Genomic DNA, 15,467 nt, shown 5'->3' on the forward strand with positions numbered 1-15,467 from the left:
TCGCATAATTACGGTAATATTTTTATAAAAAGGATAATAATGAAAGCTAAATTTCTAGCAGCGTCTGCAATCTTAACTCTATTTTGTACAAGTTCGTTTGCACATTTTGGAGTAGTGATCCCTTCTAGCTCGACCGTAAATGATGAAAAAGAAGCGAAAATGAGTATAACTTATAGATTTACTCATCCGTTTGAACAGATGATGATGAATATGGAAAAACCGGTTGAAACAGGAGTATTTGTAGATGGGAAGAAAAATCCAATATCAAATTTAACCGAGAAAAAAGATGGTAAAATGAGTTATTATACTGCAAATTACGAAGTAAAAAATCCCGGAATGTATCAATTTTATGTTGATCCAAAGCCGTATTTCGAAGCGGCTGAAGATAAGTTTATAAGACATATTACAAAAACAGTTGTAAATGCTTACGGATTTGGCGAGGGTTGGGATAGTCCTATTGGCTTAAAAGCCGAAATAGTACCTATTAGTAGACCTTATGGATTATATAAAGGAAATCTGTTTTCAGGAATAGTTTTATATAAAGGAGAAAGAGCCAAAAATGTCATGGTTGAGGTTGAATACTACAACACGAAAGGCTTAAAGGCACCTTCTGAGGATTTTATCACACAAGAAGTAAAAACAAATGAGCTTGGAGAATTTAGTTTTGCTATGCCTCTTGCTGGCTGGTGGGGATTTTCAGCTTTAATAGATGATGATGAGACTATTAAAAAAGACGGTAAAACTTATCCGGTTGAACTTGGCGGTGTTATTTGGGTCGAAACTAAAGAGTATTAGATGCATATCAGCGAAGGAGTATTAAAACCAGAGATCATAGTTCCAGTAGCTGTGATAGGGGGTATTTGGATAGCGTATCTACTATATAAATTGAAGTTTAATGATATTCCTAAGATAGCTTGTATGAGCGCTATGTTTTTCATAGCGTCTTTTATACACATTCCGATTGGTCCGACTTCAATTCACTTAATTTTGAGCGGTTTGATCGGGGCTTTCTTAGGATTCAATGCAGGTTTGGCGATATTTGCAGCTTTACTTTTACAAGCTTTGTTATTTGGATATGGCGGTATAACCGTGTTAGGAGTAAATCTTTTGATGATAGCGTCTCCCGCCGTACTTGGATTTTATTTTTTAAAACTTTCATTCAAAAAATTTAGAGTTTTAAATTGGTTTTTAGTCGGATTTGTGCCTATTTTCGTATCATCTTTGATTTTAAGCTTAGTTTTGGCATTAAACGGGAATGAGTTTTTGCCGGTTGCGACTTTGGCTTTTGTTTCGAATTTAGCTCTTATGGCGATAGAAGGAGTTATATCTCTGTTTGGAATATCTTTTATTTATAAAGTAAATAAGGACTTATTAAAATGATAAAATTTATGCTAATAATCTGCGTGGCAGTAGCTTTAAATGCTCACTCACTAAAAGTGTTTGCTAAAGAAGAAAACGGTTTTGTTTTAATCAAAAGCTATTTTTATGGTAATTCGCCTTGTAAAGAGTGTAAGGTCGAGCTCATAAAAGATAACAAAATTCTAAGCACTGTAAAAACGGATTCAAAAGGCGAAGCTAGAGCAAAAATAGTAGCGAGCGAGTTTGATATATTAGTAGACGGCGGACTTGCGCACGAAAAAAGAGTAAGCTTCAAGGCCGAAAATCCGCTTCCGATAGATACTGATGATAGTACAATGATGTATGTGTTTAAATTTATAGCCGGATTTGCGGCTATCGCAATTATATTTGGCTGTTTGTATATTATAAAAAGAAGGCAGGTTGCTTGCAGCTAAATTTATCTTTTGGCTTGGTTTGCCTTGTACTTTTTAGCTTTAAGGTAGCGCTTAGTAGTAGTATCGACGCTGCTTTTTTTCTACCTGCTCTTCTATTGTTATTTATTAGATTTAACACTATTTTTATTATAATTAAAAAGATGCTGTTTTTAAATTTATTTATATTTTTAATGGCTCTAAGCGCGATTATGTATAGCAATTATCATTTAGCTGCGCTTATTTTTATAAGATCAAATTTGATCTTATTTTTTGGATTATCGGTTTTTAGCTCAGCAAATTCATATGCCATAGCAAGAGCCGTTTCAAATTTAAAACTAGGTGACAAGATAAGCGCCGTATTTTATTTTACTGTGAAATTTATAGATGAGTTTAAATCCGAGTTTCAAAGAATTAAAAAAACACTTAGAGCAAGAGGATTTAAGCCTTGCAGCTCTCTTTTTACTTATAAAACATATGGAAATTTAGTTGCAATGCTGTTTTTAATAGCGTTTCATAAATCTCAAATGTTAGAAAAAACATTTATATGCAGAGGATTTCAAGGTAAATTTTACTCTCAAAATAGGCAAAAAATAGGCGTTTTAGATATAATTTTACTAGGATTTACTATATTTATATATATATTAAGTTTAGGAAATATCATATGAGTTGCACTCTTTGTCTTAATAATATCTCTGCTAAAATAGCCGAAAAAACTATTTTTTCAAATTTAAGTTTAAATGCGGGGCATAAAGATAAAATAGCAATAATAGGCTCAAATGGCTGTGGTAAAACAACTTTACTTGAAATAATAGGCGGTCTTAGAAATCCCGATAGCGGAGAAATAGAGATATTTCATAATACTATTTTAAATTTAAAAGAGTATCAAAAATATAGGTATTTGATTGGCTATTTGTTTCAAGATAGCGATGATCAGTTCATTTGTCCAAATGTATTTGAAGATGTTGTTTTTGGCTTACTTACGATAGGCATACAAAGAAGTATCGCCGATAAAAGAGCCGAAGAGATCTTAAAAGAGCTTGATATATGGCATTTAAGATATAAGATAGTTTTTCATCTTTCAGGCGGTGAAAAAAAGCTTGTCGCATTAGCCGGGGTATTGGTAAATGAGCCTAAAATTTTACTGCTTGATGAACCTACTGCCGCGCTTGATTTTGATATGCAAGAAAAAGTAGCAGATCTGCTTATTAAGCTTGATATAACTCAGATCATAGTGTCTCATGACAAAGAGTTTATAAGTAGAGTTGCAAATAAAATGTACTATTTAAACAAAGACGGGTTAAAGCTTGGCGATTAATTAGTTTAAAAGCTGCTTACAATACTCCTGCTGAACTTTTTGTAAAGCTTATATTTTATATACATTTTATATTTTTTAGATAGAATTACGCCTAATAAAATCTAGGGTTTAAAGATGAGCAAGTTAATTATCGTAGAATCTCCAGCGAAAGCAAAAACTATAAAAAATTTTTTGGGTAGCGAGTATAAAGTTATAGCTAGTAAAGGTCACATCAGAGATCTTCCAAAGTCTAGCTTCGGCATAAAAATAGAAGATGATAAATTCACGCCAGAGTACAGAGTAAGTAGCGATCACAGCGCTATAGTAAAAGAAATAAAAGATCTAGCAAAGAATGCAGATACCATATATCTAGCTACCGATGAGGATAGAGAGGGCGAAGCTATAGCATACCATATAGCAGCCGCAATAGGTAAAAAACCTGAGATGCTTCCAAGAATTGTATTTCACGAGATAACAAAATCTGCCATACAAAATGCATTAGAAAATCCGCGTAGTTTAAATATGGATAGCGTAAATGCTCAACAAGCAAGAAGACTTTTAGATAGGATAGTCGGTTATAAATTAAGCCCGCTTTTAAACTCAAAAATCCAAAGAGGTCTTAGTGCGGGGCGCGTTCAGAGTTCGGCTTTGAAGATATTAGTAGATAGAGAGCGCGAAATAAGAAATTTCAAACCTATAGAATATTTTAGCATAGATACTAAATTTAAAAAAGATTTAGAAGCTGAACTGGTTGAGTTTGAGGGTTCTAAGATAGAAAAGCTTACTATAACAAACAAAGATCGTGCAAAATTTATAGTTGATAAAATAAAAGATGAGAGTTTTAGTGTCGCAAACGTAGAAAGCAAAGAGCGAAAGACAAGTCCGCAGCCTCCGTTTATGACTTCTACTTTGCAGCAAAGTGCGTCAAATAGACTAGGATTTAGCCCCAAAAAAACTATGATGTTAGCACAAAATTTATATGAAGGCGTACAGACAAATAACGGTTTTATGGGCGCTATAACATATATGAGAACAGATAGCTTAAATTTAGCTAAAGAAGCTATAAGTGCAGCTAGAGACCTGATTAAAGAGCAGTTCGGCGATAAATATCTTCCAAAATCTGCAAATTTTTACACTACAAAAAACAAAGGAGCTCAAGAAGCTCATGAAGCTATTCGTCCTACAAATTTAAGCTTTACTCCGACAGAGGCGGCTAAGTTTTTAGAAAAAGATCTACTAAAACTCTATACTCTTATATATAATAGATTTTTGGCTTGTCAAATGTCTGCAAGCGTATCAGAAACTCAAAATATATTTATAAACAGTAAAAGCAGTATTTTTAAAATTTCGGCCAGAAAGCTTACGTTTGATGGATTTTACAGAGTTTATGGGGATCTTGATAAAGATAGGATTCTTCCTAATTTAAACGTAGGCGATAAAATGGAGCTTGAAAGCTTAAGCAGCCAAAGTCATTTTACCGAGCCGCCATCAAGATATTCAGAAGCCGGTTTGGTAAAAAAACTTGAGAGTCTTGGCATAGGCAGACCAAGTACGTATGCTCCGACTATTTCTTTGCTTACTAGCAGAGATTACGTAAAAGTAGATAAAAAACAGCTTATTCCAAACGAGATAGCATTTAATATAACTAGTATGCTTGAAGAGCATTTTAATGATATAGTAGATAGCGATTTTACCTCTAAAATGGAAGAGAAACTTGATGATATAGCAGAAAATAAAGCAGATTGGCAAGAAGTTTTATCTAAATTCTATCATCCTTTTATGCAAAAAATAGATGACGGTAAAAAAAATATAAAGAGTCAAAAAGTAACCGAGCCCATAGGTGAAAAGTGTCCCGAGTGCGGCGGAGAGCTTGTAAAGCGAAAAGGAAGATTCGGCGAATTTATCGCTTGTTTGAATTTTCCAAAATGTAAATATTCTAGAAATTTAAAAAATGAAGCTAAAATTGAAAAAAAAGAGCCGCAAAAAATCGGTGTAGCATGTCCTCAATGCGGCGGAGATATAGTTGAGAGATTTAGTAAAAAAGGTAAATTTTTTGGGTGCGCAAACTATCCAAAATGTAACTTTATAAGCAAATACCAACCTACAGATCAAAAATGCTCGCAATGTGGTGAAATGATGGTTTATAAAGAGCTTAAGAAAGGCAATTTTTACGAATGTTCTGCTTGTAAATTTAAAAAAGAAGGGAATAATAATGATTAAAATGGTAATGTTATGTGCAATTTGTAACGTGAGTAGCGGAAATTGCGCCGAAGACTGCGCATACTGTACACAGAGTGCGCATATAAAAGCCGACATCCCTAAATTCAAGCAAAAAAATTTAGAACAGATACTAAATGAAGCTAAAATTGCCAGTAAAAATCATGCTCTTGGATTTTGTCTCGTGACTAGCGGATTAGGACTTGATGATAAAAAGCTTGAGTTTATATGCGAAGCTGCAACAATGTTACGAAAAGAAACACCTAATTTAATGCTGATAGCTTGTAACGGATCTGCTAGCTATGAGAGCTTAAAAGAGCTTAAAAAAGTCGGAATATTTAGCTACAACCATAACTTAGAAACAAGTCGAGAGTTTTTTCCTCAAATTTGTACAACTCATAGTTGGGATGATAGATTTAATACGAATTTAAATGCTAAAAAAGCCGGTCTTGAGCTATGCTGTGGTGGAATTTACGGACTTGGGGAGAGTCAAGATGATAGGCTTAGTTTTAGAGCTAGTTTAAAAGAACTAAATCCTTTTTCAAGTCCGATTAATTTTTTTATACCAAATCCTGCTTTGAAAATCAAGCAACCTCTTTTAAGCACCGATGAAGCTTTGGAAATCATAAGAGATACTGCTAAAACATTGCCTCAGTGCCGTATAATGGTGGCCGGAGGTAGAGAAATAGTATTAGGAGATAGGCAGTACGAGATACTAGAAAACGGAGCTAGCGCTATAGTTATAGGCGACTATCTAACCACCAGCGGAGAAGTTGCTAGTAAAGATATAGAGGAGCTTAGAAATAGAGGCTTTGAGTTTGCATCACAGTGCCACTAACGAGCTTTCTATTCTTATTGTTTTGGCGTTTATAATTTTTATATCGCCGTATTTTTCAAAACTCACAAAAATCCCGATTGCTCCTATAGAGATAGCTCTCGGGATAATTCTAGGTTTTTTTGGTCTGCTTCCTAATAACGATTTATTTGAGATAGTTGCAAAAGTCGGATTTTTTTATTTAATGTTTTTAGCGGGTACAGAGATTGATTTACGCTCATTTTTTAAGATAGATAAGAAAGTATTAAAACTTATTTTGGCTTATCTATCAGTTTTATACGTGATAGCTGCGTTTTTAGGTATATGGTTGGAGCCTGCATTTTTGGTATTTATAGTAATACCTGTTATGTCTGTTGGTATGCTCTCAACGCTATTTAAAGAGTACGGTAAAAATGAGCCGTGGCTAAATATCGCTATGATCACAGGAAGCATAGGCGAAGTGATAAGTATAGCTTTGCTAACTTTAGTAGGCGCATATGTAGAGTTTGGTAACAGTAGCGAACTTTATACAAGTATAAATTATCTTATTATATTTATCGTTCTTTGTATACTTGGATTTAAAGGACTCGAGGTACTTTTTTGGTGGTATCCGAATCTAAAAATACTTCTTATGCCTCATTATGATAAAGATGAGAAAGATATAAGACTTTCTATGGCTATGTTTTTTGGCACGGTTGCCGTTATGATATATTTAAATTTAGAAATTGTGCTCGGGGCGTTCATAGCCGGAAGTTTTATAGCTACATTTTTTGATCATAAAAAAGATCTACCTCATAAATTAGGAAGTTTTGGATTTGGGTTTTTAGTTCCTATATTTTTTGTATATATCGGCTCAACCGTGGATTTAAACTATATTTTTATACCAGGCGTTCTTGATAATGCTCTTCTTATGCTTTTATTTATGACGCTTATTCGTGTTGTTAGTTCTTTTATATTTATCAAGAAACTCGGAGCTTATGGCAGTATTTTGTATGGTTTATCCCTATCTATGCCTTTAACTCTTTTAGTAGCGGTTGCTACCGTGGCTTATAATGCTAATAATATCGAAAAAGAACTATATTTTTCATTTATATTAGCAAGTTTATTTGAGGCTATTTTGGCTATGGTGCTTATAAAAGTTACATATTATCTTAAAACGAGGCTTAAGTAGTAAATTTAGTATGTTATAATGATTTTTTTTAAATAAAATTTGGATAGAATATTTTAAGATATTCACACTAAAAGGATGAAAATGAGTAATACAGTAACACTGACAGATAACAGAAACGGTAAAAGTTATGAGTTTCCCATATTAGATGGAACAAGAGGTCCTAGTGTTATAGATATTTCGACGCTTTATAAAAACACCGGAATGTTTACTTTTGATAGAGGTTATACAAGTACTGCAATGTGCCGTTCTGCTATAACATTTATCGATGGAGAAAAAGGAGAGTTGATGCACCGCGGCTACGATATAGCGTGGCTAGCTGAAAATAAACTTTATCTTGATGTAGTATATTTACTATTTAACAAACACCTGCCAAGCCAAGAGGAGCTGGAGCTATTTAGACGCGAGTTAAAAGAGAGAAGCTTTTTAAATGAAAAAATGATTAGATTATTTGACTGTTTTCCCGATAAAGCTCATCCTATGGCCGTTTTACAAGCAAGCGTAGCTACCATGAGTGCATACTATAAAAGAGATATGAATTTTGATGATATGAATGATTATATGGAGCTTGCAAAACGTTTAGTGGCAAAAATTCCTACATTTATAGCGTTTTATTATCGTCATGTTAGAGGATTTCCTGTAATATATCCGAATTTAGATCGCGGATTTACAGAAAATTTCTTATATATGCTAAGAGCTTTTCCTCACGATAAGGTAGATTTAAAACCTATAGAAGTCAAGGCTTTTGATACTGTTTTGATGCTTCACGCCGATCATGAACAAAATGCTTCAACTACTACAGTTAGAACCGTAGGATCTACTCACGCTCATCCTTACTCATGTATTAGCGCCGGTATCGGCGCTCTTTGGGGACACGCTCACGGAGGTGCAAATGAAGGAGTTATCAGGCAACTTGAGATGATAGGAACTCCAGATAGGGTTGATGAGTTTATTAAAAGAGCAAAAGATCATAATGATCCATTCCGTTTAATGGGATTTGGCCATAGAGTTTATAAAAACTTTGACCCGCGAGCAAAAGTTTTAAAAGGTCTTAGAGATAAGCTTATAAATGAGATCGGCATAGATAATAATCTTATAAAAGTAGCAAGCCGAATAGAAGAGATAGCACTAAATGACGATTACTTTGTATCAAGAAATTTATATCCTAATGTGGATTTTCACTCCGGGCTTATACTAAAAGCTCTTGGTATTCCAAATGAGATGTTTGCGGCAATATTTGTCATGGGAAGAGTTCCTGGGTGGCTTAGTCAGTGGATGGAGCTAAAATCACAAGATACCATAAAAATAGTTCGTCCAAGACAGCTTTACGTAGGACCTACTTGTCCTCCTAAAGAGCAATGAAAGAGCTTCTAAATTTATCGCTAAAGGCTGCTAGAGCAGCCGGTAAAGCGATTTTAAAACATTATGACAATTACGATGTAACCATCAAAAACGATAATTCACCATTAACTAGTGCTGATTTAGCTTCTAATGAGGCTATATTTAAAGAGTTGGAGAGTTCTGGTATTCCTATATGTTCTGAAGAGAAGATATTGGATTATGGAAAAAGAGACGCGAATTCTAAATTTTGGCTTATTGATCCGCTTGATGGCACAAAAGAATTTATAGCAAAAAACGGTGAATTTTGTGTTTGTATAGCTTTGATAGATTGCGCTAGACCTATTTTAAGCGTAATCTATGCTCCAACTAGCGATGAGATGTTTTACAGTATGGGCGGCTCGAAGGTCTATAAAAACGGTGAAATTTTAAATAGTTCATGCTTAGAACAAAATTATATTATATCAGGAAATTTCAGCCACTCAAAAAGTGTAGATATCATAGCTAATCGTTTTGGGCTAGATATATTAAGATGCGGTTCGGCACTTAAGTTTTGTAGGCTCAGTGAAGGAAATGCGGATGTTTATGCAAGATTTTGCGGCTCTAGCATATGGGATATAGCAGCCGGAGAGTTTTTGCTTAAAGAGAGTGGAGGTATAGTTGTATCTTTGCAAGATGAAAAAGAGCTGCGATACGATAAAAAAGATCTTAGAAATGATTATTTTTTGGCACTAAGTAAAAAAGAGCTTCCAAATTTAAAAAATTACCTAGAATTTATATCTTTAAATTTAAAATCACTTTAATCTATATTTTTTATAAATTTAAATACTAAAAATATATTTTTGTTTTGTTTCCATTTTGTTTCCAAGTATAGTTAAAATTCCGCAATTTAACAAAATCAAAGGAGATAAAATGTTGAAACAAATTGCTACTTTAACTATAGCTAGTGCGATATCTGCGTTTAGTTTAAATGCGGCTGATAAAATAATGGGTCAAGGAGCTACTTTTCCGCTTCCCGTATATAAAGAGTGGAGCAAACTCTATTATAAAGCCACTTCAAATCAAGTAACTTACAATGGTGGAGGCAGCGGCAAGGGAATAAGCGCTATTACTGATAGAAATGGCGAGTTTGGCGGCACTGATTCGCCTTTGAAAAACGACGAGTTGCGAGAAAAAAAATTACTTCAATTTCCTGCTATCATAGGAAGCGTTGTATTAGCTTATAATATCGAAGGCATAAAAGATCACGAGCTTAAGCTTTCAGCTGCAGCGGTCGCCGGTATATTTTCAGGTAAAATAACAAAATGGAATGATGAAATAATCAAAAAAGATAATGCAAATTTAAAACTTCCCGATGCTTTGATAACTCCTGTCGTAAGAAGTGATTCAAGCGGAACTACATTTAATTTTACAAGTTATTTGGCTAAAGCAGACGAGAGTTGGGCAAAAGAGTATGGTGCAAATAAAACTATAAATTGGGGAGCAAAAGTCACTCCTGCTGCAGGGAATCCTCTTGTTGCAAGTACTATTAAACAAGTTCCAAACTCTATAGGCTATATAGAATACGCCTATAAATTATCAACCGGACTAAACGCCGCTACTTTGCAAACCAAAGACGGTGATTGGGCAGAGCCTACACCGCAAAACTTTGCAAAAGCCGCCGCAAACTCAAATTTCAAAATAGAAGAGAACTTTTATGACGTATTAGCTTATTCAAGCGGTAAAGGTAGTTATCCTATAGTAGCAGCAACATTTATTCTTATTTCTAATGATAAAATTGATGATGGTAAAAAAGTTACTAAGTTTTTTAGCTGGGCATTTAGCGATAAAGACGCTTTAGAAGCAGCTAAAAAGTTAGGATATGAACCATTACCAAAAGTAACAACCGATATGATCTATGATTACTGGACTAAATACGCAGTAAATCCAAAATAGATATAAAAATAAAAAACAGGACGTCATAATCTAAATTTAAGACGTCCGTATAAAGAGTATATATGATAAAAATTCAAAAAAATATAATCATAGAAAAGTTATTTTTTAATGCGGCAAGAATATCGACTATTATAGTTTTAGTAGTACTTTTGGCTATTTTTTTATCTCTTGTTTATAAAGCTTATCCTGCTATTTCTAAATTCGGAATAAATTTTTTATTTGATACTACGTGGGACGCAAATATTATGATATTTGGAGGACTTGCTAGTATATACGGAACCATCGTTTCTACTTTTATAGCTATGATTTTAGCAACTCCTGTTGCGATTGGTATCGCTATATTTCTAACAGAAATTGCTCCTTATAAAATAAGGAATTTTTTTAGCGTTAATATAGAGCTTTTAGCCGCAGTCCCAAGTATAGTTTATGGTATGTGGGGATTTATATATTTTGTTCCTTTAGTAAGAAGCGTTTTTGGCGGGAGTGGATTTGGGCTTTTAAGCGGCGGTATGGTTCTAGCCGTTATGGTGCTTCCGTTTATATCTTCTGTTTCAAGAGACGCTATGGCAACTACTCCACAAGTGTTAAAAGAGTCTGCTTACGCTTTGGGCGCTACTAAATTTGATACTATAAAAGATGTTGTATTTCCATATGCGAAAGCCGGCATTATGGGTTCTATAATTTTAGCTTTGGGAAGAGCTTTTGGCGAAACTATGGCAGTTGCATTTTTGCTAGGAGGTATCTCAAAAATACCGAGCAGCGTAACAGAGCCAGCTACTTCGATTCCAGTAACTCTTGCTACTCAGTTTGGTGAAGCTATGGGAAATGAAATTTATGAAAGCAGCCTGTTTTATCTAGCACTTATTTTATTTGTTATTAGTTTTATAAGTATAGCTACAGCTAAGTTTGTATTTTTAAGAAAGAGAGAATCAAAGTGAGCGAGCTTAAAAATATTAAAGAAAAATCGATAAATAAAAGAGTATTAATAAGCAAAATAGCGACTTATCTAAGCGTGGTATTTACGGTATTTGGTTTGATGTTTTTGTTTTGGATCATAGCCACTGTAGTTGTAAAAGGTATGGCTGGATTTAGCGCTGAAATATTTATATCTCCTACTGCTTTTGGAGGACTTGCAAACGCATTTTTAGGTCAGCTAGAGTTAGTTGCTATAGCGTCTTTTGTTGGTATCCCTGTGGGACTTTTAGCAGGAACGTATCTTAGCGAGTACGGCGTAAATCAAAAAAAGTTAAATTTGATAAGAAATATAAGCGACATTATGATGAGTACTCCAAGTATTGTCATAGGCGCGTTTGCTTATGCCCTTTTGGTAAAACCTATGAACTCATATAGCGGTTGGGCAGGAAGTTTTGCGCTTGCGGTTATGATGATACCGGTTGTTTTAAAAACTACTGACGATATGCTTAGTTTGGTTCCAAAGACATTAAGAGAAGCTAGCTTTGCTCTTGGAGCAACTAAGTATAAATGTATAACAAGCGTAGTTTTTAGAGCCGCTAAAAACGGATTATTAACAGGAATCGTGCTATCTATAGCAAGAGTTGCTGGAGAAACGGCTCCTCTTTTATTTACAAGTGCAAACAGCGACTTTTTTGATTTTAATCTAAATAACGCGATTCCATCGCTCACAGTAAGCATATACGACTTTAGTTCAATGCCTGATGAGAGTTTAAAATCAGTAGCATGGGCAGGTGCTTTTATATTAGCTATTTTTGTACTAGGAGTAAATATCCTAGGCAGAGTTTTAATACGTAAATAAAGGAAAAGAAGTGTCTTTAAATTTAAGTATAAATAATTTTTCATTTTGGTACTCCGGATCATCTAGCCCTAGTTTAAATAAGATAAATTTACCCATAAAAGAGGGAAAAGTAACCGCTTTGATAGGTCCTAGTGGCTGTGGTAAATCTACTCTTTTGCGTTCTATAAACCGTATTCACGATCTATATCCAGGAAATAGATATGAAGGCGAGATAATATTTAATGGTAAAAATATCTTACGTCCAAAAACAGATCTCATAAATTTAAGAACAAAAATTGGTATGATATTTCAGCAGCCAACAGCATTTCCTATGAGCATAAAAGATAATGTCGAGTACGGACTCAAGCTTCAAGGTATAAAAGATAAAAAAACTCTCTCAAAGATAGTTGAAAAGTCTTTAAAAGGAGCAAATATCTGGGATGAGGTTAAAAATAGACTAAATGAAGACGCCGGCTCACTTAGCGGCGGTCAGCGACAAAGACTTTGCATAGCCAGAGCAATTGCGGTCAATCCTGAAATTTTGCTATTTGACGAGCCAACAAGTGCGCTTGATCCGATATCGACTATAGCCATAGAAGAACTTATTAATAGCTTAAAAGAGCAATACACGGTAGTAATCGTAACTCATAATATGGCTCAAGCTACTAGAGTTAGCGATTTTACTGCATTTATGTATCTTGGAAATTTAATAGAATACGGCAAAACTAAACAGATTTTTGAAGAGCCTAGAGAAAAACTTTTAAAAGAGTATGTTAGCGGTAAGTTCGGGTGATAATAAATTTGATAAATAGCCATTAAAGTTAGCAGATAAAAATTGCCCTATTTAATTTGCAAACAAAGAAAATTATGTTAAAATCACTATTTTAATGCAAATTAATGCAAGGAAAGATATGATTAAAACAGTTTTACCGCTTAGTTTTATTGTTGCTTCAAGGTTTTTTGGACTTTTTGTGGTTTTGCCCGTGCTTAGTCTGTATGCGCTTAATTTAAAGGGCGCAAATGAGCTTTTAGTCGGGCTTTTAGTCGGAGGTTACGCTCTTACTCAGATGGCTTTGCAAGTTCCTTTTGGTAGTCTTAGCGATAAGTTTGGACGTAAAAATACAATGACTTTTGGCTTAATCGTATTTATAATAGGCTCTTTGATATGCGCGCAAGCTACTGATATCTATACTATGTTAATCGGGCGTTTAGTTCAAGGAAGCGGAGCTGTCGGAGCCGTGGCTACTGCCATGATAAGCGATTTTACTACCGAAGAAAAACGTGGTCATGCGATGGCTATAATGGGCGGCATGATCGGTGTAGCGTTTGCTATTTCTATGGTTGTTAGTCCGATTTTAAGTTCTAAGTTCGGGCTTGCTAGTCTATTTTATCTCTCTGCGGCTCTTACTTTTGCCTGTATTGTTTTGCTTTATACTGTAGTGCCAAAAGAGAGTAAAATACATCATCATGATGCTAAAGCTCCTTTTTTAAATTTAATCACTCAAAAAAATCTTTTTATTATGAATATTACGAATTTGATGCAAAAAATGTTGATGAGCGCAGCATTCGTAGCCATACCTATAGTTCTAGTAAATCATTTAGGATATGATAGCAGTAGGCTTTGGATAGTCTATCTAGCAGCTATGGTTTTTGGATTTATATCGATGGGATTAGCAGGATTTTTAGGAGACGCCAAAGGTCATAGCAAAAAGCTGCTTTTAATAGGCGTTGTTCTATTTATCATCTCTTATTTGGATTTTGCTTTTAGTGAAAATAGCCTTGCTTTTATAATCGGAGTAACTCTTTTTTTTATAGGATTTAATCTGCATGAGCCTATAATGCAAAGTTGCGCTAGTAAATTTGCATTAGCCAGCCAAAAAGGTGCGGCTCTTGGAGTTTTTAATGCGTTTGGTTACGCCGGAAGTTTTCTTGGAGGAGCTGTCGGCGGATATTTTTTACATAAATTTAATATAACATATCTTGCTATATTCTACTCTATTTTATCTGTTTTTTGGCTTGTCTTACTATTTATGCTCAGCGATCCTAAGCTGTTTAAAAATTTATACTTAAAAGATGCTGATCTTAGCAAACTTGATTTTGTTGATGGCATAGTAGAGAGATATAAAAATCAAAAAGGCTACGTTGTAAAATACAATTCTTCTATAATCAATGAAAAGCAGCTAAGAGATATTTTAAATAAATAAGTATATTTTTAAATTGAAAGTATTTCCACATGCAATTTGGTAATTTTATCAAGCATTGGAATTACTTTATAATGACAATATTTAGCAAAAATCATATTATTTTTTAATAAAAAGATACTATTATATCGATCTTTTAATATTCTAATATTGTATGATTTTATAATTATTATTGTATTAATAATAAATTTAACGTAAATTTGTAAAATCATTCATCAAAATAAAATTCAAGGAGACCTCATCTATGAAGTCGATAAATACCAAAGTTATAGCGATTATAGCTATTTTAATGGCGATGCTTATTGCCCTATTTGTCACTGTAGAAATTTTTATTTCTAAAGTCAATTTATCTTTCAAAGAAATTAATAGTATATCAGATAGACAAGAGCTACTATATAAAAATATTATTAATGGCGAAAGAGCCGGTTTGACCGTAAGGCAACTGTATATAGATATAAATGATAAAGATGCTTTAGATATTTTAGAAGCTACAATGAAAGATTTTGAAGTTGTTAGAAATAAGTATAGAGAGCTGTCTGGAGGCCCCGCAAACGCTGCTAATCAATCGGATAAGTTATTGTTTATACAAAACGATATATTACAAGGAGCCAAAAAAGGCGAAAAAGTCACAATCACGGATTTAGAAGATCTAACCCCTACATGGAGATCATATAGATCTGTTTTAGAAAAACGACTTGAAAAACTCGGCGAAGAAAATTTAAAAGCTAATAATAACTTTGCTAGTGATATAAGCGTACTTACTATAGGATTTACCGTATTTATCATCACTATCATCATACTTTCAAGTTTGATACTATTAATTAGCAAATCATATCTTCTAAAAGCTATTAAATCTATAGAAAGTGGTCTCAAAGACTTCTTTGACTTCTTAAACCATAAAAATGATAATCCTAAAGCTATAAGCTTAAAATCAAATGATGAGTTTGGAGTTATGGCTAGTCTTATTAATTCTAA

At 33.9% G+C, this 15,467-nt stretch carries 15 protein-coding genes and 1 pseudogene; all 16 read left to right on the top strand.

The genetic code is table 11. The annotated features are described in order from the left end of the window. Positions 1-39 precede the first annotated feature (39 nt). Positions 40-795, top strand: a complete 756-nt coding sequence (locus RVY88_RS08760) for a DUF4198 domain-containing protein (protein ID WP_002848173.1) — start codon at positions 40-42, stop codon at positions 793-795. After that, positions 796-1,380: a cobalt transporter CbiM gene (cbiM, locus tag RVY88_RS08765; protein ID WP_162167562.1), complete on the top strand. Its 585-nt coding sequence runs from the start codon at positions 796-798 to the stop codon at positions 1,378-1,380. It abuts the gene before it with no gap. Further along, positions 1,377-1,793, top strand: coding sequence for a hypothetical protein (locus RVY88_RS08770; RefSeq protein WP_002848177.1), 417 nt, complete (start codon positions 1,377-1,379; stop codon positions 1,791-1,793). Before cbiM ends, RVY88_RS08770 begins: the two co-directional genes overlap by 4 nt. Next, positions 1,784-2,437 (top strand): energy-coupling factor transporter transmembrane component T family protein, encoded by a 654-nt coding sequence (locus tag RVY88_RS08775; RefSeq protein WP_065844857.1) that lies wholly within the window; start codon positions 1,784-1,786, stop codon positions 2,435-2,437. Before RVY88_RS08770 ends, RVY88_RS08775 begins: the two co-directional genes overlap by 10 nt. After that, positions 2,434-3,087: an energy-coupling factor ABC transporter ATP-binding protein gene (locus tag RVY88_RS08780; RefSeq protein ID WP_162167561.1), complete on the top strand. Its 654-nt coding sequence runs from the start codon at positions 2,434-2,436 to the stop codon at positions 3,085-3,087. The genes RVY88_RS08775 and RVY88_RS08780 overlap by 4 nt, the downstream gene beginning before the upstream one ends. A gap of 114 nt (positions 3,088-3,201) precedes the next feature. Next, positions 3,202-5,286 carry a type I DNA topoisomerase gene (topA, locus tag RVY88_RS08785; RefSeq protein ID WP_162167560.1) on the top strand — a complete coding sequence of 695 codons (2,085 nt, stop codon included), beginning with the start codon at positions 3,202-3,204 and terminating at the stop codon, positions 5,284-5,286. Then, the gene (locus tag RVY88_RS08790; RefSeq protein WP_238389041.1) at positions 5,279-6,121 is read left to right on the top strand and encodes a biotin synthase; all 843 of its coding nucleotides are present in this window, start codon (positions 5,279-5,281) and stop codon (positions 6,119-6,121) included. Before topA ends, RVY88_RS08790 begins: the two co-directional genes overlap by 8 nt. Then, positions 6,102-7,268, top strand: coding sequence for a cation:proton antiporter (locus RVY88_RS08795; RefSeq protein WP_011731725.1), 1,167 nt, complete (start codon positions 6,102-6,104; stop codon positions 7,266-7,268). The genes RVY88_RS08790 and RVY88_RS08795 overlap by 20 nt, the downstream gene beginning before the upstream one ends. Positions 7,269-7,349: 81 nt before the next feature. Continuing rightward, positions 7,350-8,627: a citrate synthase gene (locus RVY88_RS08800; RefSeq protein ID WP_002848186.1), complete on the top strand. Its 1,278-nt coding sequence runs from the start codon at positions 7,350-7,352 to the stop codon at positions 8,625-8,627. Next, a complete protein-coding gene (locus RVY88_RS08805) occupies positions 8,624-9,406 on the top strand; it encodes a 3'(2'),5'-bisphosphate nucleotidase CysQ (protein ID WP_038452685.1) in 783 nt (260 codons plus the stop codon). Before RVY88_RS08800 ends, RVY88_RS08805 begins: the two co-directional genes overlap by 4 nt. A gap of 109 nt (positions 9,407-9,515) precedes the next feature. Further along, the gene (gene pstS / locus RVY88_RS08810) at positions 9,516-10,538 is read left to right on the top strand and encodes a phosphate ABC transporter substrate-binding protein PstS (RefSeq protein WP_162167559.1); all 1,023 of its coding nucleotides are present in this window, start codon (positions 9,516-9,518) and stop codon (positions 10,536-10,538) included. Positions 10,539-10,600: 62 nt separating this feature from the next. After that, entirely contained in the window at positions 10,601-11,476 is an 876-nt protein-coding gene (pstC, locus tag RVY88_RS08815; protein ID WP_162167558.1) for a phosphate ABC transporter permease subunit PstC, read from the top strand. Further along, entirely contained in the window at positions 11,473-12,312 is an 840-nt protein-coding gene (gene pstA / locus RVY88_RS08820) for a phosphate ABC transporter permease PstA (protein WP_002848196.1), read from the top strand. Before pstC ends, pstA begins: the two co-directional genes overlap by 4 nt. Positions 12,313-12,322: 10 nt before the next feature. Then, positions 12,323-13,084 carry a phosphate ABC transporter ATP-binding protein PstB gene (pstB, locus tag RVY88_RS08825; RefSeq protein ID WP_002848198.1) on the top strand — a complete coding sequence of 254 codons (762 nt, stop codon included), beginning with the start codon at positions 12,323-12,325 and terminating at the stop codon, positions 13,082-13,084. A 118-nt stretch (positions 13,085-13,202) separates the two neighbouring features. Beyond that, complete coding sequence (locus RVY88_RS08830; RefSeq protein WP_002848200.1) at positions 13,203-14,495, top strand: MFS transporter; 1,293 nt, start codon at positions 13,203-13,205, stop codon at positions 14,493-14,495. Between the two features lie 241 nt (positions 14,496-14,736). Continuing rightward, positions 14,737-15,467: pseudogene (locus tag RVY88_RS08835) on the top strand (chemotaxis protein); the annotation flags it as partial.

The organism is Campylobacter sp. TJR-1 (assembly GCF_032840035.1).
GTDB lineage: Bacteria > Campylobacterota > Campylobacteria > Campylobacterales > Campylobacteraceae > Campylobacter > Campylobacter fetus.

Excerpts from the sequence above, each read along its gene's own strand:
- cbiM (WP_162167562.1), top strand. The coding sequence starts at position 796 with ATGCATATCAGCGAAGGAGTATTAAAACCAGAGATCATAGTTCCAGTA.
- RVY88_RS08790 (WP_238389041.1), top strand. The coding sequence starts at position 5,279 with ATGATTAAAATGGTAATGTTATGTGCAATTTGTAACGTGAGTAGCGGA.
- RVY88_RS08770 (WP_002848177.1), top strand. The coding sequence starts at position 1,377 with ATGATAAAATTTATGCTAATAATCTGCGTGGCAGTAGCTTTAAATGCT.
- RVY88_RS08780 (WP_162167561.1), top strand. The coding sequence starts at position 2,434 with ATGAGTTGCACTCTTTGTCTTAATAATATCTCTGCTAAAATAGCCGAA.
- pstS (WP_162167559.1), top strand. The coding sequence starts at position 9,516 with ATGTTGAAACAAATTGCTACTTTAACTATAGCTAGTGCGATATCTGCG.
- topA (WP_162167560.1), top strand. The coding sequence starts at position 3,202 with ATGAGCAAGTTAATTATCGTAGAATCTCCAGCGAAAGCAAAAACTATA.
- RVY88_RS08800 (WP_002848186.1), top strand. The coding sequence starts at position 7,350 with ATGAGTAATACAGTAACACTGACAGATAACAGAAACGGTAAAAGTTAT.
- RVY88_RS08760 (WP_002848173.1), top strand. The coding sequence starts at position 40 with ATGAAAGCTAAATTTCTAGCAGCGTCTGCAATCTTAACTCTATTTTGT.
- RVY88_RS08830 (WP_002848200.1), top strand. The coding sequence starts at position 13,203 with ATGATTAAAACAGTTTTACCGCTTAGTTTTATTGTTGCTTCAAGGTTT.
- RVY88_RS08805 (WP_038452685.1), top strand. The coding sequence starts at position 8,624 with ATGAAAGAGCTTCTAAATTTATCGCTAAAGGCTGCTAGAGCAGCCGGT.
- pstC (WP_162167558.1), top strand. The coding sequence starts at position 10,601 with ATGATAAAAATTCAAAAAAATATAATCATAGAAAAGTTATTTTTTAAT.